At 72.3% G+C, this 25,935-nt stretch carries 24 protein-coding genes and 2 pseudogenes; 14 read left to right on the top strand and 12 right to left on the bottom strand.

The genetic code is table 11. From position 1 onward, the window contains the following. Positions 1-361 precede the first annotated feature (361 nt). The 5 genes and pseudogenes from ABZ923_RS10610 to ABZ923_RS10590 all read left to right on the top strand — a co-directional run bounded on the left by ABZ923_RS10610 (position 362) and on the right by ABZ923_RS10590 (position 5,947). Positions 362-2,230 carry an amidohydrolase gene (locus ABZ923_RS10610; RefSeq protein WP_361469545.1) on the top strand — a complete coding sequence of 623 codons (1,869 nt, stop codon included), beginning with the start codon at positions 362-364 and terminating at the stop codon, positions 2,228-2,230. A 91-nt stretch (positions 2,231-2,321) separates the two neighbouring features. Then, complete coding sequence (locus ABZ923_RS10605; RefSeq protein WP_361469448.1) at positions 2,322-2,984, top strand: hydrolase; 663 nt, start codon at positions 2,322-2,324, stop codon at positions 2,982-2,984. Between the two features lie 52 nt (positions 2,985-3,036). Then, on the top strand, positions 3,037-3,561 hold the full coding sequence (locus ABZ923_RS10600) for a DoxX family protein (RefSeq protein WP_361469445.1): 525 nt from the start codon (positions 3,037-3,039) through the stop codon (positions 3,559-3,561). After that, a complete protein-coding gene (locus ABZ923_RS10595) occupies positions 3,542-4,279 on the top strand; it encodes a YoaK family protein (protein WP_361469442.1) in 738 nt (245 codons plus the stop codon). Before ABZ923_RS10600 ends, ABZ923_RS10595 begins: the two co-directional genes overlap by 20 nt. A 413-nt stretch (positions 4,280-4,692) precedes the next feature. After that, positions 4,693-5,947: pseudogene (locus ABZ923_RS10590) on the top strand (IS701 family transposase). Positions 5,948-6,006: 59 nt separating this feature from the next. Here the strand turns inward: ABZ923_RS10590 and ABZ923_RS10585 are convergent. Next, positions 6,007-6,816, bottom strand: a complete 810-nt coding sequence (locus tag ABZ923_RS10585) for a hypothetical protein (protein WP_361469440.1) — start codon at positions 6,814-6,816, stop codon at positions 6,007-6,009. 117 nt (positions 6,817-6,933) lie between these two features. Here ABZ923_RS10585 and ABZ923_RS10580 point away from each other — a divergent pair, with 117 nt between their 5' ends. Further along, positions 6,934-8,097, top strand: coding sequence for an IS701 family transposase (locus tag ABZ923_RS10580; protein ID WP_361469437.1), 1,164 nt, complete (start codon positions 6,934-6,936; stop codon positions 8,095-8,097). A 179-nt stretch (positions 8,098-8,276) separates the two neighbouring features. Here ABZ923_RS10580 and ABZ923_RS10575 read toward each other — a convergent pair whose 3' ends face one another. From ABZ923_RS10575 to ABZ923_RS10560, 4 genes and pseudogenes are all read right to left on the bottom strand, one after another. After that, the gene (locus ABZ923_RS10575) at positions 8,277-9,005 is read right to left on the bottom strand and encodes a hypothetical protein (protein WP_361469434.1); all 729 of its coding nucleotides are present in this window, start codon (positions 9,003-9,005) and stop codon (positions 8,277-8,279) included. Positions 9,006-9,042: 37 nt separating this feature from the next. Then, positions 9,043-9,518 (bottom strand): annotated as a pseudogene (locus tag ABZ923_RS10570) (transposase); the annotation flags it as partial. Positions 9,519-9,864: 346 nt separating this feature from the next. Continuing rightward, a complete protein-coding gene (locus ABZ923_RS10565) occupies positions 9,865-10,203 on the bottom strand; it encodes a GNAT family N-acetyltransferase (RefSeq protein WP_361469432.1) in 339 nt (112 codons plus the stop codon). A gap of 20 nt (positions 10,204-10,223) precedes the next feature. Beyond that, positions 10,224-11,213: a pirin family protein gene (locus ABZ923_RS10560; protein ID WP_361469431.1), complete on the bottom strand. Its 990-nt coding sequence runs from the start codon at positions 11,211-11,213 to the stop codon at positions 10,224-10,226. Positions 11,214-11,424: 211 nt separating this feature from the next. Between ABZ923_RS10560 and ABZ923_RS10555 the strand changes: the two genes are divergently transcribed. Beyond that, positions 11,425-11,868, top strand: a complete 444-nt coding sequence (locus ABZ923_RS10555; RefSeq protein ID WP_361469430.1) for an SsgA family sporulation/cell division regulator — start codon at positions 11,425-11,427, stop codon at positions 11,866-11,868. Positions 11,869-11,990: 122 nt separating this feature from the next. Then, complete coding sequence (locus ABZ923_RS10550; RefSeq protein WP_361469428.1) at positions 11,991-12,566, top strand: DNA starvation/stationary phase protection protein; 576 nt, start codon at positions 11,991-11,993, stop codon at positions 12,564-12,566. A 177-nt stretch (positions 12,567-12,743) separates the two neighbouring features. Here the strand turns inward: ABZ923_RS10550 and ABZ923_RS10545 are convergent, their stop codons facing one another. The 3 genes from ABZ923_RS10545 to ABZ923_RS10535 all read right to left on the bottom strand — a co-directional run bounded on the left by ABZ923_RS10545 (position 12,744) and on the right by ABZ923_RS10535 (position 13,980). After that, the gene (locus tag ABZ923_RS10545; RefSeq protein WP_361469426.1) at positions 12,744-13,151 is read right to left on the bottom strand and encodes a hypothetical protein; all 408 of its coding nucleotides are present in this window, start codon (positions 13,149-13,151) and stop codon (positions 12,744-12,746) included. A gap of 327 nt (positions 13,152-13,478) precedes the next feature. After that, on the bottom strand, positions 13,479-13,736 hold the full coding sequence (locus tag ABZ923_RS10540; protein WP_361469423.1) for a hypothetical protein: 258 nt from the start codon (positions 13,734-13,736) through the stop codon (positions 13,479-13,481). Then, positions 13,723-13,980 (bottom strand): DUF6400 family protein, encoded by a 258-nt coding sequence (locus tag ABZ923_RS10535; protein WP_361469420.1) that lies wholly within the window; start codon positions 13,978-13,980, stop codon positions 13,723-13,725. The genes ABZ923_RS10540 and ABZ923_RS10535 overlap by 14 nt, the downstream gene beginning before the upstream one ends. A gap of 170 nt (positions 13,981-14,150) precedes the next feature. On the opposite strand from ABZ923_RS10535, the gene ABZ923_RS10530 reads away from it, so the two are divergent. The 6 genes from ABZ923_RS10530 to ABZ923_RS10505 all read left to right on the top strand — a co-directional run bounded on the left by ABZ923_RS10530 (position 14,151) and on the right by ABZ923_RS10505 (position 21,903). Then, a complete protein-coding gene (locus ABZ923_RS10530; protein ID WP_361469417.1) occupies positions 14,151-15,149 on the top strand; it encodes a helix-turn-helix domain-containing protein in 999 nt (332 codons plus the stop codon). Between the two features lie 110 nt (positions 15,150-15,259). Continuing rightward, positions 15,260-18,007: an AAA family ATPase gene (locus tag ABZ923_RS10525; RefSeq protein ID WP_361469414.1), complete on the top strand. Its 2,748-nt coding sequence runs from the start codon at positions 15,260-15,262 to the stop codon at positions 18,005-18,007. Between the two features lie 83 nt (positions 18,008-18,090). Further along, positions 18,091-18,849, top strand: coding sequence for an alpha/beta hydrolase (locus ABZ923_RS10520; RefSeq protein WP_361469411.1), 759 nt, complete (start codon positions 18,091-18,093; stop codon positions 18,847-18,849). Between the two features lie 87 nt (positions 18,850-18,936). After that, a complete protein-coding gene (locus ABZ923_RS10515; RefSeq protein ID WP_361469408.1) occupies positions 18,937-20,187 on the top strand; it encodes an extracellular solute-binding protein in 1,251 nt (416 codons plus the stop codon). Further along, a complete protein-coding gene (locus tag ABZ923_RS10510) occupies positions 20,159-21,082 on the top strand; it encodes a sugar ABC transporter permease (RefSeq protein WP_361469405.1) in 924 nt (307 codons plus the stop codon). The genes ABZ923_RS10515 and ABZ923_RS10510 overlap by 29 nt, the downstream gene beginning before the upstream one ends. 11 nt (positions 21,083-21,093) lie before the next feature. Further along, positions 21,094-21,903 carry a carbohydrate ABC transporter permease gene (locus ABZ923_RS10505; RefSeq protein ID WP_361469402.1) on the top strand — a complete coding sequence of 270 codons (810 nt, stop codon included), beginning with the start codon at positions 21,094-21,096 and terminating at the stop codon, positions 21,901-21,903. A gap of 76 nt (positions 21,904-21,979) precedes the next feature. On the opposite strand, the gene ABZ923_RS10500 is transcribed toward ABZ923_RS10505, so the two are convergent. The 4 genes from ABZ923_RS10500 to ABZ923_RS10485 all read right to left on the bottom strand — a co-directional run bounded on the left by ABZ923_RS10500 (position 21,980) and on the right by ABZ923_RS10485 (position 25,814). Next, complete coding sequence (locus ABZ923_RS10500; protein ID WP_361469400.1) at positions 21,980-22,849, bottom strand: MBL fold metallo-hydrolase; 870 nt, start codon at positions 22,847-22,849, stop codon at positions 21,980-21,982. Positions 22,850-23,034: 185 nt separating this feature from the next. Then, positions 23,035-23,496 carry an ATP-binding protein gene (locus ABZ923_RS10495; protein WP_361469398.1) on the bottom strand — a complete coding sequence of 154 codons (462 nt, stop codon included), beginning with the start codon at positions 23,494-23,496 and terminating at the stop codon, positions 23,035-23,037. Positions 23,497-23,545: 49 nt separating this feature from the next. Then, positions 23,546-24,979, bottom strand: coding sequence for an MFS transporter (locus ABZ923_RS10490; RefSeq protein ID WP_361469396.1), 1,434 nt, complete (start codon positions 24,977-24,979; stop codon positions 23,546-23,548). Between the two features lie 112 nt (positions 24,980-25,091). Next, positions 25,092-25,814 carry an FAD binding domain-containing protein gene (locus ABZ923_RS10485; protein WP_361469393.1) on the bottom strand — a complete coding sequence of 241 codons (723 nt, stop codon included), beginning with the start codon at positions 25,812-25,814 and terminating at the stop codon, positions 25,092-25,094. Positions 25,815-25,935 lie beyond the last annotated feature (121 nt).

Below are 25,935 nucleotides of genomic sequence, written 5' to 3'. Positions count from 1 at the left end.
CACGACCCGGGTCGTTGTGCCGGGCACTCCGGCGCCGCTGACCGCCACCGTAGGACCGCCGTCGGGCCGGTAGTTGTCCGCCAGCGCACGCCTGGCGTCCTCACAGCGCACGGCGGCCTCGCGCACCACGGCCGGTGCGCTGTGGGGAACGCGCCGGTGCACGGACGGGACACCCGGCGACGTCCCGTGGACCTAGCGTGAGGGCACGGCGGTCGACGGCCGGCTCTCGCGCCTCGCCGCTGTTCCCCGTCGCGTTCCCGTCTCCCCCGCGCCCCCGTGCGCCGGGCCGGGCGCGGCGCACAGCCAAGAGGCTCACCCCAAGAAGGCTCATCCCCGAGGAGGTCCTGCACACGTGTCTGCCATGCCGGTCGGCGGGCTGGTTCCCCAGGCCGTCGACGATGCCGCGGAGCTCGTCGTCCGCAACGCGAGAATTCACACGGGTGACCCGGTCCGCCCGCACGCCGAGGCGCTCGCCGTCCGCGGCGGTGTCCTCACGGTCGTCGGCGACGACAGGGACGTGGCCCCGCACGTCGGACCCGGCACGAAGGTGGTGGACGCGCTCGGCCGGCGGCTGATCCCCGGACTCAACGACGCCCATCTGCATGTGATCCGGGGCGGCCTCAACTACGTACTGGAGCTGCGCTGGGACGGCGTTCCGACGCTCCGCCAGGGGCTGGCCATGCTGCGGGAGCAGGCCGCGCGGACACCGAAGGGCCAGTGGGTGCGGGTGGTGGGAGGCTGGTCGGCGGAGCAGTTCGCCGAACGGCGGCTGCCGACCGTCGCCGAGCTGAACGCCGCCGCCCCGGACACCCCGGTGTTCGTCCTGCACCTGTACCAGGCGGCCGTCCTGAACCGGGCGGCGCTGCGGGCCGCCGGCTTCGGCAGGGACACGCCCGATCCCCGGGGCGGCCAGATCGTCCGCGGCCGGGACGGGGAGCCCACGGGCATGCTGCTGGCCGCGCCCAGCGCCCTCGTCCTGTACTCGACGCTGGCCAAGGCGCCGGTGCTGGAGGGGGCGGACAAGGAGCTCTCGACCCGGCACTTCCTGCGCGAACTCAACCGGTTCGGCCTGACCTCCGCGATCGACGCCGCCGGCGGATTCCAGAACTTCCCCGAGAACTACCGCACCGTCGTCGAGCTGGCGGAGGCCGGCCAGTTGTCGTTGCGCATCGCCTATCACCTCTTCCCGCAGACCGCGGGCCAGGAGCTCGCCGACCTCGCCCGCTGGACGGAGACGGCCCGCCCGGAGGACGGGGACGCGTGGCTGCGCCTGAACGGCGCGGGCGAGAACCTCACCTGGGCGGCGGCGGACTTCGAGAACTTCAGCCAGCCGCGCCCCGAACTCGGCGCCTACGAGGGTGAGTTCGAGAAGGCCGTACGGCTGCTCATGGAGCACGGCTGGGGCTTCCGGCTGCACGCCACGTACGACGAGACCATCCGCCGGGACCTCGCGGTCTTCGAGAAGCTCGCCGCCGAGGGGCTCTTCCCGGCGGGGAACCGGTGGCTGTTCGACCACGCGGAGACCGTGTCCGCGGAGAGCCTCGACCGCGTCGCCGCGCTCGGTGGTGCCCTGTCCGTCCAGAACCGGCTCTCCTTCCAGGGCGAGGCGTTCCTGCGCCGCTACGGCCCGGGCAGGGCCGCGGACGCCCCGCCGATCCGGGCCATGCTGGACCGCGGACTGACCGTGGCCGCCGGCACGGACGCCACCCGGGTCTCCACCTACAACCCCTGGGTCGCCCTGCACTGGCTGGTGAGCGGACGCACCGTCGGAGACGCCGTGCTCCGCCCGCGCGGCAACCGCGTCGACCGGCAGACCGCCCTGCGCATGTTCACCGTCGCCGGCGCCGAGCTGACCGGCGAGGAGCAGGTCAAGGGCGTGCTGCGGCCGGGCTGTTACGCGGACCTAGCGGTGCTGTCCGAGGACTACTTCACCGTGCCCGAGCCGGACATCGCGCACATCGAGTCGCTGCTCACGGTCACCGGCGGCCGGATCGTCTACGCCGCCGGGGAGTACGAGGGCCTCGACGAGGAACTGCCGCCCGTCTCCCCCGCCTGGAGCCCGGTGGCGCACTTCGGCGGCTACCAGGCGTCCCGGCCGGCCGGGGTGCGCCAGGCCGAGGCGCTCGGCGAGGCCGTCGCGGAGTCGGAGCTGCACCGGGCGTGGCGCGCCCGGCGCGGTCCGGCCCCCGGCGCCGCCGACGCCCCGTTCGATCCCTGCTTCGTCCTCTGAGCGGAGCGGACACCCACGAACCCCCGTCCGCCGGACGGTTGTTGCCCGGCGTGGACGCCCGTCCGCGCCCTACCGATGGAAAGGCACTCTCATGGTCGACATCGCCCAGGTCACCGCGTCCCCCAGCCCCGACCTGCTGACCCCCGACAACTGTGCGGTCCTGTTCGTGGACCACCAGCCGCAGATGTTCTTCGGCACCGGCAGCGGCGACCGGACCGCGATCATCAACTCCACCCTGGGTCTGGCCAAGGCCGCCAAGGTGTTCGACGTGCCGGTCGTGCTGAGCACCGTGGCCGCCGAGTCGTTCTCCGGTCCGATCCTGCCGCAGCTGGCGGACGTGTTCCCGGACCAGAAGATCATCGACCGCACCACGATGAACGCCTGGGAGGACCCGGCGTTCGTCGAGGCCGTCAAGGCGACCGGCCGCAGGAAGCTCGTGATCGCCGGTCTGTGGACCGAGGTCTGCGTCGTGCTGCCGGCGCTCTCCGCCATCGCCCAGGGCTACGAGGTCTACGTCGTCACGGACGCGTCCGGCGGAGTCAGCCCGCAGGCCCACGAGCACGCCGTCCAGCGCATGATCCAGGGCGGCGCCGTCCCGGTCACCTGGGTGCAGGTGCTGCTGGAGCTCCAGCGTGACTGGGCCCGCGGCGAGACGTACGTGCCGGTGACGGAGGTCGTCAAGGAGCACGGCGGCGCCTACGGCCTCGGCCTGGTGTACGCCCAGGCGTTCATCGGCGGCCACGCGGCCGGCTGACCCCTCCCCCAGCGCAGCGATCGACGACCGAGGCAGGAACAGGCAGGAAGAGATGGACGCGGGACTGCTGGTCCTCCGGGTGGTGGCGGGACTCCTCGTCGCCGGTCACGGAGTGCAGAAGGTGAGCTTCCGGCTCGGGGGCCACGGCTTGGCAGGCGGAACCGAGGAGTTCCGGCACGACGGGTTCCGCGGGGGCCGGCTGACCGCGGTCGTCGCGGGCGCCAGCCAGATCGGGGCCGGCCTGTTCCTGACCGCCGGTCTGCTCACGCCCCTGGCGGCGATGGCCGCCATGGGCGTGATGACGGTCGCCGGCACCGTCAAGTGGCCCAAGGGGCTATGGGTACAGAACGACGGCTACGAGTATCCGCTGGTCCTCGTGGTCGTCTCCGCGGCGCTGGCCCTCACCGGCCCCGGCCGGTGGTCCCTGGACCACGCGCTGGGCGTCACCCCGTGGCCGGTGTGGGTCGCCCTCGCCGCGATCGTGGCCGGCCCGGTCAGCGGGCTGCTGACCCGCCTGGTGCTGCACCGGGCGCCCACGGCACCGAAAGGAGAGAGCCATGCGCGGTCTGTTGACTGACGCCGTCCGGACGCTGGCACCGCCCCGGGGGGACCGACACGGGCCGTTGCCTCCCCTGATGCTGACGCTGACGGTGGTCACCGGTCTGGTCGACGCGGTGAGCTATCTTGCGCTAGGGCACGTATTCGTCGCCAACATGACCGGCAACGTGGTGTTCCTCGGCTTCGCGCTGGGCGGCGCCAAGACCCTGTCCGCGCTCGCCTCGGTCGTCGCGCTGACGGCGTTCCTCCTGGGCGCGCTGGCCGGGGGCAGGCTGGGGAGCCGGTTCGGCGGGCACCGCGGCCGCCTGCTGACGACGGCCACCGCCGTGCAGACGGTCCTGGTCGCCGTCACCGTCGTCGTCACGGCGGTCACCGCCGGCCGGGTCACCACCGCGGTCGAGTACACGCTGATCGTGTGCCTCGGGCTCGCCATGGGCCTGCAGAACGCGGTCGCCCGGCGCCTCGGGGTTCCGGACCTCACCACGACCGTGCTGACGCTGACCCTCACCGGTCTGGCCGCGGACTCCACCCCGGCAGGCGGTGCGGCGCCGCGGCCCGGCCGCCGGATCCTGTCCGTGCTGGCCATGCTGGCCGGCGCCCTCGGCGGAGCCGGACTGGTGCTGCACGGCCATCTGGTGCTCACGCTGTGCCTGTGCCTGCTGCTCCTGGCGCTCACCTCCGTGGCGACCCACCGCCTGTCCGCCGGCGACGCACCCTGGACCCGGCCGCCGTCCTGACCGACGAGGCACGGTGTCCGGACTCCGGAAGGAGCGCCCGCCCGCCTACCGCTGCTGGCCCCTAATACTCCAGCTGTAGATCGTGATTTTGCTGATGGGGTGTGACTGGGCGCGAAAGTTGTCATCTGGGCACGACACCTGTCATGAGCCCTACACTTCGGCCGTGCTCGCTGGCTCGGGCTCACCATCGGCCAAGTCGATCGAGAGCTCCCCTTCGAACTGCTCGCCGCCGTCGGCGAGGCCCCCACGCGTCCGGAGTGAGCCGCGGGCCTGTCCCGTATTGTCCGCGTCATCGCTTGTGATGGACAGGGGGCCACCGTTGACCATCGTGAGTTGTGTGGACTAACGACGAGACGGTGGCCGCAGGTCACAGCATAGATCCCGCCCGCTGGCGGGAGGCGTTCGAGGTGGCCGTGGGCCGGATCGCGGGCCGGATCGCCCGGGTCGAACCCCGTCTGCGGGCCGGGCGGTTGGTACTGGGTCTGTTGTCGGACCTGCCGCGCAAGAACTGCTGGACGATCGCCGAGTGGGTTGGGGAGACCGGCCCGCACGGCATGCAGCATCTGCTGTGCCGGGCCTCCTGGGACGCGGATGCGGTCCGTGACGACGCGCGCGAATACGTCGTCGAGCACCTCCGCGACGAGGCCGCGGTGCTGGTCGTCGACGAGACCGGCGACGTGAAGAAGGGCACCCACACCGTCGCCGGTCAGCGCCAGTACACCGGCACCGCCGGGCGGATCGAGAACTCCCAGGTCGCGGTCTACCTCGTCTACGCGGGCGTGCGCGGACACGCGGGCGTGCGCGGACACGCGGCGGTGGACCGGGAGCTGTACCTCCCGCGCTCCTGGACGGGCGACCCGGACCGCTGCCGGGCCGCGGGGCTCGGCGAGGACGCCGTCTTCGCGACCAAGCCGGACCTGGCCCGCACGATGATCGAACGGTTCCTGGACGCCGGACACCACGTGGGCTGGGTCACCGGGGACGAGGTCTACGGCGGCAACCCGAAACTGCGGGCGGGTCTGGAGGAGCGCGGCATCGGCTACGTCCTCGCAGTGGCCCGCTCGACCGAAGTGACCACCAGAGCAGGGAAGTTCCGGGCAGACCGCCTGGTCAAGCGGCTGCCGAAGCGGGCCTGGCAGAAGGTGTCCGCCGGGACGGGAGCCAAGGGGCACCGCCTTTACGACTGGGCGGTCATCGGCCTGGCCGACCCCCGCCCCGGCCACCACCAGCTACTGATCCGTCGCAACCGCACCACCGGTGAACTCGCCTACTACCGCTGCTTCTCACCCCAGCCGGTACCGCTGACCGAGTTGGTCCGGGTCGCCGGATCCAGATGGCGGGTGGAGGAGACCTTCCAGAGTGAGAAGGGGCTGGCAGGGCTTGATGAGCACCAGGTCCGCCGCTGCCCCTCCTGGGCCCGCTGGATCACCCTCGCCATGCTCGCCCACGCCTTCCTCGCCGTCGTCCGTGCCGACGAACACGCCCGTCGTCCCGGGCCGGCCGACCTGGTCCAGCTGTCCTGCAACGAGATCCAGCGCCTTCATCACGCTCGTCGTCCAGCCGGTCCATGATGCAGCCCACTGGCTCGGCTGGTCCGACTGGCGACGCCGCCATCAAGCCCGGTCCCCCACCAGCCACTACCGGCGACAAGCTGCATCCCAGACATGAAGATCACGATCTAGAGCTGGAGTACTAATACTGCAGCCGCAGTTACGGGGACTGCAGTATTAGCCGCCCGACACCTCGGCGATCATCTGGCCGATCAGGGAAAGGCCCACTGTCACCATGGAGGCTCCCATCAGAACGACGATGAGCATCCCGACGGTCGTGCCCAGGAAGGAACCGGGCTGCGTCGCTACGCCGGGCGTCGCGGGGTCGTAGGTGACCTCGATCCGGTCCGCGTTAACGCCTGTCGTTTGGTAGGTGTACTTTGCCCCCGTGGCCGTCGTGTACGAGTACACCCGCCACTTGTTGGTGTAGTGCGAGAACTCGGCCATGACCGTGATGCCGTGCCGCGTCAGCCGCCGCTCCCGCAGGATCGCCCGGACCGAGACGAAAACCAGGAAGCCTCCGACGGGCAGCAAGAGAGAGCCGAAGACCAGCGAGCCCGCCTGCGCCCAGCCACCGACCACTCCCACTGTCACCAGAAGCCCGAGGTAGAGCAGCGCGCCCGCCGCAGTGACCGCCTTGCGCTCGGAGAACCACCCGTTGGCACGCCCAGCCAGCGGACGAACCTCCACCAGCGACACCCCGTCCACCGGCACCACATCACCATCGCGCTCCGGCAGCAGCCGGCGCACCGCCTGCGTGAACGCGTCTGCCCCTGCTTCGGTGACGCCCTGAACCCGGTAGACCACGGGTTCGTCCCCGCCCAGCAGCTCGACCTCGACAGTGCGCCATTCAGCGCGCACGCCCGCTATCGCTGCCAGCGGTATGAGCCGCTCCTCAGCGGCACTCCGCAGCACCACTGCCTGGTCCTCCAGGCGCAGGACCAAGCCATTCTTCCCCCGCAGAACCAGCGAAGCCGTCGTCGTCATTTCCGTCAATGCCCCCTCTGGCGCCCCCTTCCCCACTGGGCGCGCCACATCTTAATCAAGACCTATCCCTGCCCATGGGCTTGTGAACAGCTGCGGTTGCTGTGACCGGCGGTCGGGATGCTCGTTCAGCTGAGCGTGCGTGGGGACGTCACGGTTGATGAGGTGCACCGCTGGGCGGCTGGTCTGGACGCTCTGCATGCTCGGATCGGTGGGTATTTCCGCAGGTCGGAGCCACGTCGGCGGGCAAGAGAGTATCTACGGGGTCTGCTTGCACCGCTGGAACGCAAGAACGGCTGGACGCTGGCCGAGCAGGCCGGGGAACTCTGCCCGGACGGCATGCAGCGGTTGCTGAATCAAGCCGACTGGGATGCCGACGCCGTCCGTGATGAGGTCCGTGGCTTCGTGCTGGAACATCTCGGCGAAAAGGACGGGGTGCTGATCGTCGACGAGACCGGGTTCATCATGAAGGGTGTGCGCTCGGCCGGGGTGCAGCGGCAGTACACCGGCACCTCCGGGAAGATCGACAACTGTCAGTTGGGGGTGTTTCTGGCCTACGCCTCCAACAGGGGGCGGGCGTTGATCGACCGGGAGCTGTACCTGCCCACCTCCTGGATCGAGGACCCGGCCCGCCGGGCGGACGCGAAGATCGGCGAGGGGATCACCTTCCGCACCAAACCCGCGCTGGCCCGCGCGATGCTGGAGCGGGCCCTCGCGGCGAAACTGCCGTTTCGCTGGGTGACCGGCGACGAGGTCTACGGCCAGGACCCCGTCCTGCGCGACTGGCTGGCCGAGCAGCGCCTGAGCTATGTGCTGGCGATCAGCTACAAGCATCGTTGCGGGCCGCGCGGGCAGAACGCCCGCACCGTCTCGGCGATCCTGCCTGAGCCCGCCTGGGAGATCCGCTCCGCCGGGGACGGCGCCCAGGGCCTCCGCGAATACGCCTGTGCCCTGGTCTCGCTGCCCGGCGAGGGCGCCGACGGCTTCGACGACGCGCTGCTGATCCGTCGCAGCCTCACCGACGGCGAACGCGCCTACTACCTGGTGCACACGCCCGCAAACACCCCGCAGGCCGAGATCATCCGCGCTGCCGGGGCCCGCTGGGCGATCGAGGAGTGCTTCCAAGCGGCCAAGAACGAAGCCGGCCTCGACCACTACCAAGTCCGTCAGTACCTGGCCTGGTACCGGCACATAACCCTCGCCATGGCGGCTGCCGCCCACCTGGCCGCGGTCCGGGCCACCGCCCACGAAAAAGGGGACGCGGACGCGACCTGGTCCAACTGAGTGTGAACGAGATCCGCCGCCTGCTGAGCAGATTCGCCCACGCTGTCCGCCACGAAGCCGGTCACATCCTGCACTGGTCACGCTGGCGCCGCCGCCATCAACACCGCGCCCGTCTCAGCCACTACCGCCGCCGAAGCCATAGACCCCCGTAACTGCGGCTGCAGTACTAAAAGGTGGTTTCAGAAAGGCGGATCACCGGCGCAACCCTCCTCATGCGCCCGGACGTCAGCCGGCGTGTGCCTGTACCGCTGGAAGGGCGTGATATCCGCGCCCCAGCTGGCGAGTGTGTCGATCGCGCGCTGCCGGTAAGGGGCACTGTTGGCAGCGAGAGCCCACACATCATCACGCAGGCATTCAGCGTGGTGGGCGAGCTCTGGTGAGACAAGCAAAGGAAGTACAGCAGCCAGGGCGGCATCGCGGACCGTTTGATCCTCCTCTGTGAGGAAGGGTTGGATGGCGTCATAGAGGGTCGGTCGAAGGGCACGGAACGCTTCAATGTCAGCGTCGTACCCGTCAGGTGACTCTTCGTTGGCGTCCCAAGCGGTTCTGCCGAGCCAGTTCAGGAGACCCACGCGAAGGAGAAAACGCGGTTCCTCACCGAGGTCAGCGGTCTCCCATGGCCTCTGGTCAGTGACCTCGGCGAGAGTCCGCGGATCCCCAAGAATCGCCGCCACGAACGACGCCGCCGGGGCCGTGGCGCTGTAGAAGGTGCTCGAATGCGTGACGGCTTGTTGCAGGTCACAGAGAGCAGCTCCCTGCTTGCCCGCGTGGTTGTCGAGGAGTTGTCGCAAGATCACAGGCGTCGCTGGCGCAACATTCGGGCAGCAGTGCTCGACCGAGTTCCAGTCTGTCCGCAGCAGTAGCTCTTCCGGATCAACGGAATGACCTTGCTGACTCTTCATGCTCATCGAGCGAGTGTGACAGCTGGCCAGTGTGTCACTGCACTCAGGTTCGGACAGCCTGATCACTAGACATTTGCTTGGGCAGTTGGCGCAGGCAGATGACACAGCATGCACGTTGCAGAAGTCCTGGATGCAAGTCAGCGCGGCGCTCGTAGCGGGTTCGCAGTCGCTTGAACTGGTGGACCCAGGCGAAGGTGTGCTCGACCACCCACCGGGTCTTGCCCAGGCCGGAACCATGGGCGACACCGCGCCGGGCGGTGAGGGGCTTGATGCCGTGCTTCCACAGCAGGCGACGGTACTTGTCGTAGTCGTATCCGCGGTCGGCGTAGAGCCGCTTGGGCAGCGAGGCGGCGAGCGGGAAGCCGCGGCGATCGACGAGCACATGGTGCTTGGAGCCGGAACGGCCTCGATCGACCGGTGACGGTCCCACACGGGCCCCCCTTTGAGAGACCTGACGTGGGAGCCGTCGACCGCTCAGTCGTCCATCTCCAGCAGACCCGCCTTTCGAAGTTCGCCAACGGCTGGCTGAAGTCCGAGAACCCGTTCTGCTCCCTGAAGTCGCTTACCGCCCTCCAGGCCACATACGGATTCACCGCGAAGTTCTGCCTGGCTCGGGCAAGCATGTCGAGCGGACGGCTGCATTCGTCTTCTATCGACTTCATGAGCCGCCCGAATCCGGGACCAGATTCCTGGAAAAACTCGAGCAGAGTACGATCGGGGCGAAAGGACTTGGTGTGGGAGCACGCGCGGGCGGCAAGGGTACGCGTGCCCTTGCCGCTCGCGCCTGTATGGTCGCCGGCACATCGAAGTCGGGCCCGTAGCGGCCTTTTCCGGCGACGGTAGACCGGGTACCGGATCCAGCGGGTCAGCCCAGTTCGGCGTCCAGCCAGCGCAGGACGTCGGGTGTCACGGCGTCGACCAGGTCGGCGAACTCCTCGTGCCGCTTGAGGAACTTGGCCACGTACGGGCAGACGGGCACGATCCGCTTCCCGGAGGCGCGTACGTCCGTGAGCGCCTCCTGAACGAGCCGGGAGGCGAGGCCCTGTCCGGCGAAGGCGTCGTCGATCTCGGTGTGGTAGAAGACCCGCTGTTCGCCGCGGTCACGGTAGGCGGTCAGTCCGGCGCGCTCGCCGTCGACGCGTATTTCGTAGCGGTTCCGGGCGTCCACGCGCTCGACGACGGAAACGGGGGAAGGCTGGCTCATCGGGTGCCTTTCGGGCGGCGTCAGTGACGCGGTGGATTCCTGCGGGGCGTGAGGGTCGCATTCGGCAGGGCGGGGGCGGGGAGACGGTCTCCCGGATATCCTTCGACGGCGCCGAAGCGATCGGAAGAGTTCTGCCAGTCCGCGCGGGCCCTGACGATGTCCTCGTGGCTGCGGCCGATGAAATTCCACCACATGACGATCTCCTCGTCGAAGGGTGTTCCGCCGAGGAGGACCGCCCGCGCGGTGTCGTCCGATTCGTTGGCCAGGGTCAGCGCGCCGGGGCCGGGGTGGACGTAGCCCAGCTCGGCGGGCTTCAGGTGGACGTCCGCGAGGCGCACGGCGCCCTGGTCGACCAGGAGGCCGTGCTCGAAGCCGGGGTCCACGGCGAGCGTGAGGACCGCGTGCGGTTCGAGGACGATCTCGGCGCCGAGCAGCGGTGTGAAGGTCGGTACCGGGGAGGCCGCCCCGGCGAGGGAGCCGAGGAAGACCCTGATCTCGGCGCCGTCGGTCCGCACCGGCTCGGGCACATGGTGCTGGAAGTCCCGTGGGGCGGCCCGGTGTTCCTCCGGCAGGGCCACCCAGAGCTGGACGCCGTGCAGGACGGTGGTCCGCGGGGTGGAGACCTCGGAGTGGCTGATGCCGTACCCGCCGGTCATCAGGTTCAGCTCGCCGGGGCGTACCAGGGCATGGCTGCCGAGGCTGTCGCGGTGCTCGATCTCCCCGCTGAAGAGCCAGCTCACGGTCTGCAGCCCGGTGTGGGGGTGCGGGGCGACGTCCATGCCGCCGGTCGCGGCGACGTCGTCGGGGCCGTAGTGGTCGGCGAAGCACCAGGCGCCGATCAGGGTCCGGGTGCGCTGGGGCAGCGTGCGCCGCACGGTCATCGCCCGGGGGCCGCCGAGGGGCACGTCGCGCGGGGTGAGCACATCGACCCGGGGCGTCCCGGCCACCGGCTCCTCCGCCACCGCCGTACCGCAGCGCACTTCGACGGGCTCCGTCTCGACATTGCTCATCGTGGACCACCTCTCGACCCGCTAGTTGTTCTATATTCAACCATCATGCGGCCGGACGGGTCCGGGCGCCAAGCCGATGCGTCTTCGGACCACAACCCGTGCACTCCTCGGCAACCCGCTCCCCCGGACCCGCCGTACGGTCGTCAGCACCTCGGGCCGCCCTGGCACGGACCGAACAACCGAACCGAACCGTCGCAGACAGGGGAACGGCATGTCTCAGGAGCCCGCCGGGGCCACGGACGAAGATCCGATCGTATGCAGGACGAGCGTCCACGTCACCGTGGCCGACGATCCGCCGGTGCCGCTCCCCGCCGAGCTGCGGTACTCGGCGGCCGACCCCTACGCCGTGTGCCTGTCCCTCGGCGCACCCGTCGCCCCCTCCGTCGACTGGGTCTTCGCCCGGTCGCTCCTCGCCCAGGGGCTGCGCCGGCCCAGCGGGTCGGGGGACGTCGTGGTGTTCCCCAGGCCGCGGCCCCGTTCCGACGCGATCCGCATCCTGCTCAGGTCCCGTACCGGGGCGGCGGTCGTGGAGGTCGCCGGCGCCGCCGTCACCGCCTTCCTGCGGCGCGCCGACGCGCTGGTGCCGCCGGGCACCGAGCACCGCCACATCGATCTGGACCGGGTCGTCGAGCAGTTGACGGCCGGCAGCGAGTGATCCGCCCGGTGCGCTGACGAGCACCCGTACGTGCGCTCCTGGACAACCCGCCCCCTGATCGCGCCCCTAGCGTCGAGCGCGTACACAGCACTACACAGCACGCCGTCCGCAGGAGGCACCTCATGACCACCAGCACCAACCCGCCGAGCAGCCAGCCGTGGCTGCACCAGAAGGGTGAGGTCATCCAGGAGTTCGGAACCGTCAAGCAGTTCCCGCTCGCCCTGTCCTACGAGGCGCGCATGTACTCCAGCCAGCGCCTGAACAAGGTGCTGGCGGACACCCAGATCCTCTACGGGCTGTACAAGAAGCACCACTGGAACATGCGGGGCGCGACCTTCTACCAGCTGCACCTGCTCCTGGACAAGCACGCCGGCGAGCAGCTGGAACTCGTGGACACCCTCGCCGAACGCGTGCAGACCCTGGGCGGCGTCGCGGTGGGCGACTCCCGGCACGTCGCCGAGCTCACCTCGATCCCGCGTCCGCCGGACGGTGTCGAGGAGGTCCCGGCGATGCTCTCGCGGCTGCTGGAGGCCCACGAGACCATCCTGACCGAGGCCCACGACGCGGCCGCGCGGGTCGCCGAGCTGGGTGACGACGGCACCAACGACCTGCTGGTCTCGCAGATCATCCGCACCGGTGAGCTGCAGGCCTGGTTCCTGGCCGAACACCTGGTGGACACCCCGCTCGTCCGCTCCTGAGCCGGGCGGGGGCGGGGGTGCGCGGTCCCGCCGGCTGCGTCGGTGCCCCCGCCCGTCCGGCATCAGGACACCGGCGCACATCCGCGATCCGCGGCGGGCCAGGGCCGCCCGCAGGAGCAAGACGTCGGCCTGCGCGGCCGGGTGCCTCGGCCGGGTCCGGGAACCGCACCGGCCGGGTCACGGACGGGCCGACGCCACCGCCCGGTCGGCCCGGTCCAGCAGGCGGGTCCGTCTGCGGGGCCACCACGCCAGGTCGGCCAGGCAGAGGACGGCCACCAGCCATGAGGAGACCTTCTCGCCGGTGGGCCCGGCCAGGGTGTCGTACACGGCGAGGGCGATCACGAGCAGGGTGACGAGCAGAACGGCCCAGCGGCGCAGCCGGTCCTCCTCCGCGGCCCGCCGCAGGGCGCCGGCGTACGCCACGACCGAGGGGGCCAGCCCGGGATCGGCGACGGGCTCGCCCCGCCGGGTGGCCCACACCACCGCCGCCCGCTCGGCCCGGCTCAGGTCCTCGGCCTCGGGCCAGAGCCGGTTCATGCGGCGCGGCACGCGGATCCCGTAGAACAGGCCGAGCACCACGAGCACGACCGCGGCGCCCGCCCATGCCCCCGACTCGACGAGGACGAAAGCGCCGAGAAGACCCCGGCGGCGAGCCCCGCCCCCACGCCCCGGCCCACCGTCCCCCACTGCCACAGCCGGCCCGGAACGAGCATCACCCGTCAACGGTGGCCGGCGCCCCGCACGGACGCAATCACCGCACCGGCACGCCGACCCCGGCACACCCGCACACCGCACCGCACCGCACCGACACGTCGGCCCCGCCACACCCGCACAGCGCACCGCACCGGCACGCCGACCCCGCACACCCGCACAGCGCACCGCGCCGGACGGTCCGGGCGCGCACGCGGGGTGTCACTCCGGCCGTCGGCCGCTGATGCGCCGGGTCCAGCGGGTGCGGGTGGCGCCGAAGCCCGTCTCGTGGTCCCAGATGTGGGTGCACGAGGGGCACTGCAGGTGGAGGAGGCTGCCGGTGTTGGAGAGCAGGTAGCGCCAGTGGTCCGTGCACCTGCGGCCCTGCCGGCAGGTGGCGCACGCGAGGTGGTCCTCGCAGTTCGGGCAGGTCACCCAGGCGCGGCGCCCGATGTCCGCCTGCGGATCAAGCGGCAGCACGGCCGCTCCCGCGCCGCGGCAGGACCCCCGCTTCGACGAGGGTGTCGTACAGTCGCTGCTGTTCCTCGTCGAGGCCCGAGTACAGCATGTCGTACGCCTCCTCCTCGCCGCGCAGCGCCTCGACGGGGTCCCAGTCGGCGCCCAGCGCGGCCATGACGTGGGTCCGCCGGGTCATTTCATGGCCGGTGAGGTCTACGGCGAAGTCGACCGGCTCGGGGGGAAGTGCGGGTTCTTGATCGGACATATGACCGAACTTAGGGACAGTTTTCGGCCACGCCAAGGGCCCGTGGGGCACCTCACACGGAGCCCGGCGCCCTTCCCCGTACCCCTGGTCTCACGGATTCACGTGATGTGGCGGCCTCCCCCCGCTGGCAGGGTCTGTCCGGAAAGCGCACTTGGGGAAGGGCGGAGATCATGGCGCCGCAGGCAACGACACCGGAACCCGGGCCCCCGGGCACCCTCTACACCACCGAAACGGTCCCCACCCACCGGCGCCGGGCGTACTGGCGCGAAGTCCTCTCCCGTACGTTCGGTGCCGTGGACATGGGCGTGCCCGACGAGGTCGAGTGCGGCGCGATCCGTGCGTCGCCGCTGGGCCCGGCGCAGGCCGTCGTCGTGGACGGCGATCCGCTGCGGGCCCTGCGCACGCGGCGGCTCATCGCGGGCAGCGACAACGACGACCACGTGGTGGTGAAGCTGCTGAGCAGGGGGGTGGCCCGCATCGAGCAGGACGGCCGTGAGGCCTTCGTGCAGCCGGGGCAGCTCTTCGTCTACGACATGGCCCGGCCGGTCCGGCTGACGCTCCCCGAGCGCTTCCGGACGAAGTCCCTGGTCCTGCCCCGCCGGCTGCTGGGCCTGAGCGAATCGGACCTGCAGCGGATCACGGCGTCCCCGCTCGGCGCCGACTCGGCGCTCGGCGGGCTGCTGACACCGCTGCTGTCCCGGCTTGTGGACACCGCGGAAACGTACCCGGACCGGACGGGCGAGCTGATCGCCCGCAATGTCGTGGACCTGGTGCAGACGCTGGCCGAGGAGCGGCTCGGCAGGGACGGCGTGGACACGGCGGACGCGGCCCGGCTGTCGCTGGTGCGGATCCGGGCGTACATCGACCGGCACCTCGCGCACCCGGACCTGACGCCGGACACCATCGCCCGGGCCCACCACATCTCGGTGCGCTACCTGCACAAGCTGTTCGCGCTGGAGGACATCACCGTCAGCCGGTGGATCCAGCAGCGCCGGCTGGAGCGGTGCCGGCGTGACCTGGCCCGCCGGGAGGCGGCGAACCTGACCATCGCCGCGGTGGCGCACCGCTGGGGCTTCACCAGCGCCTCCCACTTCAGCCGGGTGTTCCGGGCGGCCTACGGCGTCACGCCGGCCGAGTGGCGCAGCTCCGCCCGGCACCGCGCGGCATGAGCTGGGTCACTCGCCGCACCCCTCGCGTAGGCGCTGAGCTGCTGGTCTTGCCATAGTGGGCCTCCGGGGCGCCGGCGCGGCCGGTGCGTGCGCAGAGGGGGAGGGCCCGAGTGGCGGGGGCAGGCGGATCGCTGTCCCGCAGCGGTCTGCGCGGCCGGGAGGCCGAGCTGGCGGAGCTGCGGGCCCTGATCGGCTCGGTGGCGCGCACCGGGAGCGGGGCGCTGGCCCTGATCCGCGGGGAACCGGGCATCGGCAAGACCACGCTGCTCACCGAAGTCGTCGCCGGGGCCGCGGCGGCGGGGTTCTCCGTCGGTCTCGGCAAGGCCGACGAACTGCATCACCTCGTGCCGCTGTCGTCGCTGGCGACCTGTGTCCTGCACGGCGACAGGCCGCTGCTGTCCGGTGATGCGCTGGTCGATCTCGCGCGCCGGCACGATCAGCGGATCTGGCTGGTGGAGCGCCTGGCCGAGGTGATCGAGGAGCGGGCCGCCGGCACGCCGGTGCTGCTCGCCCTGGACGACGTCCAGTGGGCCGACCCGCTCAGCCGGTTCGCGCTCAAACAGCTGCCGCGGCGGCTGCGGACCTCGCCGGTGCTGTGGCTGCTGTCCGAGCGGCGGGGCGCCGACGGGCCCGCGGAGGAGATCGTCTCGGCCGTCCGGGACGAACTCCCGGTGCACACCGTGGCGTTGGGCCCGCTGTCCGGCGCGGCCATCGGCCTGCTGGCCGACGACGTCCTGGGCGGCGCCGTCGACGACCGGGTGCGTGACCTGCTCGAAGGGGCCGGCGGCAACCCGTTCCTGGCCGTCGAGATGCTCGCCGGACTGCGGACCGCCGACGGCTCGGCCGAGCCGGTGCCCCCGGGGCTGGTGGTGGGTGTGCGCGGCAGGCTCGGCTCGCTGCACCCCGACACACTGCGTTTCCTGCAGAGGGGAGCGGTGCTGGGGCGCGCTTTCGCCTTCCGGGACGCCGCCGCGCTCTGCGGCCGGCCGCCGGTCGAGCTGATCCCGGCGCTGGAGGAGGCGGTGCGCGCTGGCCTGCTGGAGGACGACGGCGACCAGCTGGTCTTCCGGCACGATCTGCTGCGCCAGGCGGTGTACGTGGATGTCCCGCCGTCGGCCCGCAAGGCGCTGCACCGGGAGGCCGCGAGCCGGCTCGTCGCCGCGGGCCACCAGCCGATCGACGTGGTGTCCCACGTCCTCAGGGGTGCCCAGCCCGGGGACGAGGAGGCGGTGGCGCTGCTGCGGCGGGCCGCCGACGACGTGCTGCCGGTCACCCCGCAGCTCGCCGCCGACCTCGTGACCCGCGCCCTGGACCTGGTGCCGACCGCGCGGCCGTCGTGGTTCGCCGTGGGTGAGCACGCGATCGTCTGCCTGACCCGGGCCGGCCGCAACCGGGAGGCGCTGTCGACCGGTGACCGGTTGCTGGCCTGCCGGCCGCCCGTGGACGTCTTCGGCCGGCTGCACGCCGCCCTCGGCGGCACGCTGTGGAACCTGGATCTCGCCGACGAGTTGCGCCGCCGCACCGAGGCGGCCCTCGCGGTCGGGGGTGCCGCGCCGGAGGTGGGCGCGCGGCTGGCCGCGCTGCGGGCGCTGGCCCTGTCCCGGGCGCACGACCTGGTGCCGGCGCGGGCGGCCGGCGAGGAGGCGCTGCGGGCGGCGCTGGCGATCGGCGACCGGGAAGCCCATGTCCAGGCGCTGTTCGCGCTCGGTGAGATCGCGCTGAACGCGGGCGAGAACGCCCTCGCCCGGGAGCGCTTCTCGGCGCTCTGCGCCGTCGACCCCGCCTACGTCCCCGAGGAGATCGTCGCCCACCAGCACGTGGACGACTTCGGGACCGGCGAGCGGCTGCTGGCGAAGGCGGCCGACGAGGCCGGCGGGGTCCGCGAGGCGATGCTGCTGTGGGCGCAGGGCCAGCAGCACCTGGAGCTGGGCAGGCTCGACGACGCCGAGGCCGACCTCGTGACGATGGAGCGTCTGGAGGACGACGTCCAGGCGCACGTCCAGCAGGTGAACGGCCGGGTGATCCGCTCCCGGATCGCCCTGCTGCGCGGTGACCGGGAGGCGGCGCGGGAGCACCTGGACCAGGCGCGCGCGAGGCTGGCGGCCAAGCCGAACCCGGGGAACACGGCCGCGGTGCGCTTCCTGGAGGCGGTCCACGCCGAGGCCGACGGGGACGTCCGGCTCGCCGTCGACCGGATCCGCCGGGTGCAGGAGGAGGGTCCCTTCCTGCGCTGGCGGCTGCTGCGCACCTGGGTGGGTTCCGCGATCCGGATCGCTGTGCGCGGCGCGGACCGGGAGCTCGCCGAGGACCTGGCCGCGCAGGCGGAGGCCCACGCCGAGCGCAATCCGTCGGTGCCGACGGCCACGGGGATCGCGGCGCGGGCCCGCGGGCTGGTGCTCGACGACCCGGCCCTGCTGGAACGCTCCGTCGCCCTGCTCCGGAGCAGCCCGCGCCCGCTGGTCCGGGCTGCGGCCCGAGCCGACCTCGGGCGGGCGCTGCTCGCGGCGGGGCGCAGGCCCGAGGCGGTGACCGTTCTGACCGAGGCCCAGGCCGCGTTCGCCGCGTCGGGCGCGCACGCGGTGGCGGCGCAGCTGCAGCGCGAGCTGCGGCGTGCGGGCGCCGGGGGCCGGCGGGCGGCGGGCGGGCGGCGTCCCGTGCAGGGCTGGGAGGCGCTCACGGCGTCGGAGAGGAAGGTGGCGCGGCTGGTCGCCGAGGGCCACAGCAACCGTACGGCCGCGGAGTTGCTCGTCGTGTCCCCGCACACCGTGAACACGCATCTGACCGCCGCCTTCCGCAAGCTGTCGGTCAACTCCCGGGTACAGCTGGCCAACCTGGTGACGGCCCTGCCCGAGGACTGAGCGAATCCCTGGTACGTTCACGCGATGCCGGGCGGACCGGGATGGGCTTGGCTGGGAACCCCACCCAGTCGGAGGTCACCGACGTGCCCGGACCCATCCCCGTACCGCCGACCGTCGTGCTCGTCCACGGGGCGTTCACCGACGCCTCGTCGTGGACGGGGGTGATCCGGCTCCTGCACGCGGCCGGGCTGGCGGTGCGCGCCCCGGCGAACCCGCTGCGCGGCCTGGCGCACGACGCCGCCTACATCGGCAGCGTGGTGCGGCAGCTCGGCACCCCGGTGGTGCTGGTCGGCCACGGTTACGGGGGCGCGGTCGTCACGGCTGCCGACGCCGACAACGTCGTGGCCCTGGCGTACGTCGCGGCGTTCGGGCTCGACGCCGGCGAGTGCCTGCTGGACGTCACGGACCGCTTCCCGCCGATGCCGGGGGCGGACACGGCGTTCACCGCCGCCCTCCCGGGGAGGCCTTCCGCGGGCACGGACGGCGAGCTGTACCTCCGCGGGGAGCGCTTCGCCGAGATGTACGCCGCCGACCTGTCCGCCCGGGCCGCCCGTGTCCTGTCCGTGCGGCAACGGCCCCTCGCCCGGAGCGCGCTGACCGCCGGTTCGGGCTCGCCGGCGTGGGCGTCGAAACCGTCCTGGTACGCCGTCGCCGCCGCCGACCGGATGCTCAACCCGACGGCTCAGCGCTTCATGGCACAGCGCATGGCGGCCACCGAGAGCCTGCTGGACGGTTCGCACGCCGTTCCCCTGTCCCGGCCCGAGGCCGTGGCGGCGATGATCGGGGAGGCCGCGGCCGCAGTCATCCGATCCTGTGATCATCCGATCGGTCGTGTGCGGTAGCATCCCTGGCCGGACCGGAACATGCCGGTATGGACCCTCTCGCCCGCACTTCCCCTGCGGCACCGGATCTTGCGCGGAAGGCACCACATGAGCTCAGCGGCCATACCGTCGGGGCGGCGGTTCACCGCTCTGTTCGGCACCGTCGCCCTGGTCCTGGCCGCCGCCGGGTGCGGGGGCGAGACCGGCTCCGCGTCCGCCGGCGGCAAGGCCACCTCCATCACCGCGCTCGACTACTACACCGACGCGACCGAGCACGCCCAGTGGGGTGAGCGGCTCACCGCCTGCGGCAAGGCCGCCGGGGTCACCGTCGAGCACCGGAGCGTGCCGGGCGCCTCGCTCGTCCCGCAGGTGCTGCGGCAGGCGTCCTCGCGGACCCTGCCCGATCTACTGATGCTCGACAACCCGGATGTGCAGCAGATCGCGCGGACCGGCGCCCTGACGCCGCTGGACCGGTACGGCGTCGACTCCGGCGGCTACGCCGAGGGCATCCTGTCGGCGGGCACGTACCAGGGGAAGGTGTACGGGCTGGCGCCCACGGTCAGCACGATCGCCCTGTTCTACAACAAGGACATGCTCGCGGAGGCCGGGGTCGCCGTACCGAAGACGTGGGCGCAGCTGAAGACGGCCGCGGCCGAGCTGACCCGCCCGGGGCGCTACGGCATGGCGGTGGACGCGAACGCCACCTTCGAGGGCACCTGGCAGTTCCTGCCCTTCCTGTGGTCCAACGGCGGCGACGAGACCCGGCTGGACACCCCGCAAGCCGCGCAGGCCCTCCGGCTCTGGGTCGATCTGGTCGAGAGCGGATCGATGTCGAGGTCGGTGCTGAACTGGACGCAGGCCGACGTCCACGACCAGTTCGTGGCCGGGAAGACGGCCATGATGGTCAACGGCCCCTGGCGGATCTCCGAGCTGAACAAGGCCGGACACCTGCACTGGGGCGTGGCCCCGCTCCCGGTCCGCGTGCCCGGGCAGACCCTCGTCACCCCGCTCGGCGGTGAGGTGTGGACCGTGCCGCAGAACTCCTCCGCGGCCCGGCAGCGCGCGGCCGCCCGGGTGCTGGCCTGTCTGAACGACCCGGAGAACATGCTGGCCCTGGCCGAGCAGTACCACACGGTACCGTCCCGTTCCGCGGTGGCGTCCCGGTACGCCCACGAGGTCCCCTCGATGGCCGCGTTCGCCGAGAGCGTGCAGCGGGCCCGGTCCCGCACCAGCCGGCTCGGCGTCGAGTGGCCCCGCGCGGCGACCGGGATCTACACCGCGGTGCAGGCCGCGCTGACGGGTGAGCAGACACCGCAGGAAGCACTCAGGCGTGCGCAGCGGACCGCGACCGGCTCCTGACCGGAGGCGGGCACGGCTGCGGGAGCGCGTCACGCAGTGGCTGTTCCTCCTGCCCGCGCTGACCTACCTGCTGCTGTTCTTCGGCTACCCGCTCGTCAGGAACGTCGTGATGAGCTTCCAGCGGTACACGACCACGACGTTCTACACCGGTACCGCGCCGTTCGTGGGGCTGCGCAACTACGCGGACGTCCTGTCGTCGGACATGTTCCGGGAGGCGCTGCTGACCACGGTCCTGTTCACGGCCGGTTCGCTCGCCGGGCAGTTCGTGCTCGGGCTGGGCATCGCCCTGTTCTTCCGGCGCAGGTTTCCGCTGGGCGGCGTCCTGCGGTCGCTCCTGCTGCTGCCCTGGCTGCTGCCCCTGGTCGTCTCCGGGACGACCTGGCGGTGGATGCTCGACACCGACTCCGGGGTCGTCAACCGGGTGCTGCGCGACCTCCACCTGGTGTCCTCCGGCATCCCCTGGCTCACCGGCACCTCCCAGGCGCTGGTCTCGGTGATCCTGGTCAACATCTGGGTGGGCGTCCCCTTCAACACCGCGCTCCTGTACGGCGGCCTCCAGGACATCCCGGAGCACCTGTACGAGGCGGCGAAGCTGGACGGCGCCGGCCCGCTGGCCGTGTTCCGCCACGTCACCTGGCCGCTGCTGCGGCCCGTCACCGGCGTCGTGCTGGTGCTGGGCGCGGTCTACACGGTCAAGGTCCTCGACATCATCCTCGTGGTGACCGGCGGCGGACCGGCCGAGGCCACGCAGACGCTCGCCACCCGGTCCTACGCGCTCTCCTTCGAGCAGTTCGACTTCGGACGCGGTGCCGCCCTGGGCAACGTCCTCATCCTCGTCTCGCTCGTCTTCGCCCTCGTCCACCTGCGCGCCGGCCGTCGCGCCCGGAACGCCTGAAGGACGGTGCCATGAAGCCCACCCGCGGCCGGCTGTCCACGATCGCCGGTGTCGCCCTGCTCGCGGTGATGCTGTTCCCGGTGTACTGGATGGTGAACGCCTCCCTGCAACCGGCGGGCGCCGACCCGGGGGCGGGCTGGTTCCCCCGCCACCCGGACTTCAGCGGCTACACCACCGCCCTGCACGACCAAGGCCGCAACCTGTTCACCAGCCTCGTCGTGGCCCTCGGCAGTGTGGTGCTGAGCCTCTCCCTCGCCGTGCCGGCGGCCTACGCGCTGGCCCGGTTCCCGCTCCGGGGCACCACTCCCGTGCTGTTCGGCGTCCTGGTGACCCAGATGGTGCCGGGCATCGTCGTGGCCAACGCGCTGTACGGCGCCTACACCGGCCTCGGGCTCCTCGACTCGTACGCCGGTCTGATCCTCGCCGACTCCACCGCCGGGGTGCCCTTCGCGATCCTCGTCCTGCGGGCGGCCATGCGGGCCGTTCCACGCGAGATCGTCGAGGCCGCCCGCGTGGACGGCGCCGGGCGGCTGCGCGTCCTGTGGTCGGTGGTGCTGCCGGTGAGCCGCAACGCACTGATCACCGCGGGCGTGTTCAGCTTCCTGTTCGCCTGGGGCGACTTCCTCTTCGCGCTGACCCTGAACACCACGGACACGGTGCGACCGGTCACCGTCGGCATCTACGAGTACATCGGTGCCCACACCAACCAGTGGAACGCCATCATGGCCACCGCGGTCCTGGCGTCCCTCCCCGCGTCCGCGCTCCTCGTCGTCGCCCAGCGCCGGCTCGCCGCCGGGGTGACCGGCGGCGCTGTCGGATGAGGACGGCCGGACGGACACCACGTGATCCCCGACTCCGAGCGCCTCTGGGCCCGTCGGCGAACGGCCCGGCCGGTGCTCACCAGCGGAGCCCTGTGAAGTCGATCGGGCGCGGGCGCAGCAGGCGGGTGCGGTCCGCCAGGGCGTGCAGCCGCCGGGACATCTCGTCGGCCGGCAGGCGGCGCCGGTCCCCGTGGCCCGGCAGCACCCACTCGAACCGCAGCCGCCCTGCCGTCCTGGCCAGGGACGCGGCGAGTTCCTCGATGGAGTACCAGGTCACGCTCTCGGCGACCTCCAGATCAGCGGTCGTACGCGACCAGAAGAAACTGTCGCCGCTGAAGCAGTACCGGTCGTCGGCGAGGTAGAGGACGCTGCCCCGGGTGTGACCGGGCAGGGGGTGGACGGTGACGCCTTCGGCGATCTCCAGCGGATCGAGGCCGCGGATCACCTGGTCGGCGTCCGGGGCGGCGTCGAGGTCGTCCTCGTGGATCCACAGCCGGGCGCCGAAGTGGTCGGCGTAGCGGCGGCCGTGTGCGGCGTGGTCGCGGTGGGTGAGCAGCACGTCGGTGACGGGGCCCGCGGCCGTGTAGCGCTCGGCCAGGGTGCGGCTCCAGCGGGGCGTGTCGATCATCATGCTGGTGCCGGAGGGCCGCCGGAGCAGGTAGGAGTTGGCGCCGGCGGTGTGCGGCGAGTTGTGCCCGCAGATCAGTACGCCGTCGTCCAGGGGCATCGGGAACGGGTCCAGCGTCTGGTCCGCCCGGCCGGTCACCGGCCGGATCGAGCGGGTGGGGCAGGCGAAGACGGCCGCGTGTAAGCGCCGGTTCTCCGCCTCGTCGGCCGGCGGGCGCAGGATGCGCGACTTCCCGTCGGCCTCGACGATCAGCTCGGGTGCGAACTGCCGGGCCACGTCGCAGTTCGTGCAGCGGTCGTCCACGTACCATCCGTCCACGGCCGGACTCCTTCCACGGGGTAGCGGCCTCGGCGGAGGCCGCCCTTCCAGGGGTATCCCGTCGGCCGTCGAACCGGTAGGCCCCGCCGACCTTGTGTTTCCGGCGCCGGTCCCCTCTCACCAGGGGTTTCCGGGTGGGGAACAAAACAGCCGAATCCGGGAAACCCACTCTCTCGGGGGGAAGTTCAGGGCCGTACCTCGAAACCGCCCCGCCCGTCGAACCGCACCTCGTGCACCGCGTCGAACCCGTCCGCCGCCGTCGGCCTGCGCAGCCGCTTCAGGGTGGCCAGGACGCCGACGTCGGGAACCCGGTCGCGGCCCTCGCGGCCGGCGTTGCGCCGGAGGGAACCCGCCGCGTCGGGCGGGAACCAGTAGGCCGTGACGGTCGCGCCCCGGGCGTGGGCCGCCTCCACCAGCGGACCCCACTCCTGCGGCGAGGGGTTGGTGTTGTCCACGGCCACGGCCCGGCCGGCCGCCAGGTGCTCCGCCAGCAGCCTCATCTGCCGGCGCTGCTTGTTCCGGGCACCGCGCGGGAACAGGTCCTTGCTGACCAGCGCGTACCGGTCGGACAGGCACCGCGTGTAGAACGTGGTCTTCCCGGAGGCCTGCAGCCCGACCAGCACCGCCACGTCCGGTTCCGTCGCCATACCCGCCACGATGGCACGCCCCCGGCGGCCCGGCGAACACCCCGGGCGTTCAGCGTGCCCCCGCCACGGACGCCGTACCGGAGACCCGCGTCCGTGGCGTGCGCCCCGCCGCGCGGGCCACGAGGAGTACGACGAGCCCGCAGCCGGCCACCAGGAGCCAGCCCGGGCGGGCGGCGTGGGCGAGCCCGGCCGGGCCGGTGTCCGCGACCAGGCCGCCGGCGAGGGCGATCCCGAGGGCGGCGCCGACCTGACGCGCGGTGGACGTGATCGCGCCCGCCACGCCGGCCCGGGCGGGCGGCAGCCCGCTGACCGCGGTGTTGGTGATCGGCGCGTTGGCGAAGCCGAACCCGATCCCGATGAGCAGGTAGGCGAACAGCAGCAGCGGGAGGCCCGTGTCCCGGTCGAGCCCGGACAGGCACAGCCCGCCGGCGGTGAGGAAGCCGCCCGCCAGGCACAACGGCAACCGCGGGCCGCTACGGCCGACCAGGCGGCCGGACCACGGGGCGCAGACGGTCGCACCGACCGCCATGGGCAGGGTCGCCGTCCCGGCGGCCAGCGGACTGAAGCCCCGGGTGTGCTGCAGGTAGAGGGTGTTGAGCAGCAGCGCCGCGTTCAGGGCGACGAACACGGCCACGGCGCCCAGGACCGCGCCGCTGAACGCCGGGCCGCGGAAGAGCCGGGGATCCATGAGCGGCTCGTCCCGGCGCAACTCCAGCCGGCCGAACGCCACCGTGGCCGCCGTGGCGACCGCGTAGGCGGCCAGCGCCGCCGGTGACGTCCAGCCGATGCGCGGCCCTTCGATGAGGACGCCGACCCACACCCCGATCGTCACGATCAGCAGCAGCTGCCCCGGAAGGTCGAGCCGCCGCGCCTGCCGGGCCCGGGACTCGGGCACGAACACCGCGCTCAGCACGAGGGCGGCCACGATGACCGGCGCGTTGATCCAGAACAGCGACCGCCAGCCGAGGCCCGCGACGAGGGCGCCGCCGGTGACCGGGCCCGCCGCCATGCTGAGCCCGAACACCGAGGCCCACACGCCGATCGCCTGCGCCCGCTCCCGCGGGTCCGGCATCGCGTTCACCACGATCGCGAGGGCGACGGGGCTGAGCATGGAGGCGCCGATGCCCTGCACCGCGCGGGCCGCGACCAGCACGCCCACCGACGGGGCCAGCGCGCAGCCCAGCGAGGCCACCCCGAAGACGGTCAGCCCCCACTGGAACACCCGCCGCCGGCCGAAGCGGTCCGCCAGCGCGCCGGAGGAGATCAGCAGACCCGCCAGGACGATGGTGTAGGCGTCCACGGTCCATTCCAGGCCGCGGGTCCCCACGTCCAGGCCGCGCCCGATGGCGGGCAGGCCGACGTTCACGATGGTGGTGTCCAGGCCGACCAGGAACATGCTCAGACAGCAGACGGCCAGCACCGTCCAGCGTCTGCGTCTGCTCAGCGCAGGGGGTTGGGCCAGGGACGTCGTCGGCACGGTCATCGTCCGCCTCTCCGGTACGCGGGTCGGGTACCGGGCCAGGTTCGGGCAGGACGGCGCCGACCGGCCAGCGTCTTTGCCGAGACCGCAAACGACCGGCGGGCCGGCCGTCGCGTCAGTCCGTGCCGCGGCTCTCCAGGAGGCCGACGACCTGGGGCCGGACGACGTCCCAGGCGGCGGCGGGCAGGTCACCGAGGGCCGTGGCGCGCAGCGCGTCGAGGGTCGCTCCGGCGTCGGGCTCGCACGGGGTGGTGCCGCTCAGGACGTCGTAGCCGTCCCGTACGGCGACGCGCAGACGGTCGGGCGCCCCGATCCGGGCGTGCAGCGCGGAGGCCACGACGAGGGGCGGTGCTCCGCCCACCTCGCCGGACAGCTTGCGGTACGCGGAGGCCGTCGGCGGGTCCCAGCGCAGGCTGAGCAGGACGGGACGCTTGGCGACCACCTCGGCCAGGTCCGCCTCGCGGACGCCGTCGGGTTCCAGGACGGTCGCCCGGGCGTCCAGGACGAGTGCGGCGGGCAGCAGGCAGCGCAGCGTGCTGCCGACGATGTTGCCGCCGACGGTCGCCGTCCGCCGCACCGCACCGGTGCCGACGGTGCCGGCGGCCAGCCGCAGGACGTCCGGCACGGTGGCGTCGATCCGGTGCAGGAGCACGGCACCGCCGACGGTGTCCGGCCCCAGGACGTTGGCCTCCGGCAACTCCCGCAGGGAGAACGCCGCTTCGGGGAATCCGTCCCGCTGCCAGGTCGCCCACACGAGCGTCGCCCCGCCGATCGGTACGGCCCCCTCGGCCAGGCATTCCCGGGCTTCCGTCACGGACGTGGGCAGACGCAACAGCACGGCGGGCCACCTGCCTTTCTCGGCTCGGACGACGGGCGGACGGTGGCGGCCGCCGCCCGCCGACAGCGCAGTCTTGTCGCGGGGCAGGGGGCGCATACAGGGCTCACACGAGCATGCGCCC

Source organism: Streptomyces sp. NPDC046881, assembly GCF_040645015.1.
Taxonomy (GTDB): domain Bacteria; phylum Actinomycetota; class Actinomycetes; order Streptomycetales; family Streptomycetaceae; genus Streptomyces.
This window is presented reverse-complemented; position numbering and strand designations above follow the sequence as displayed.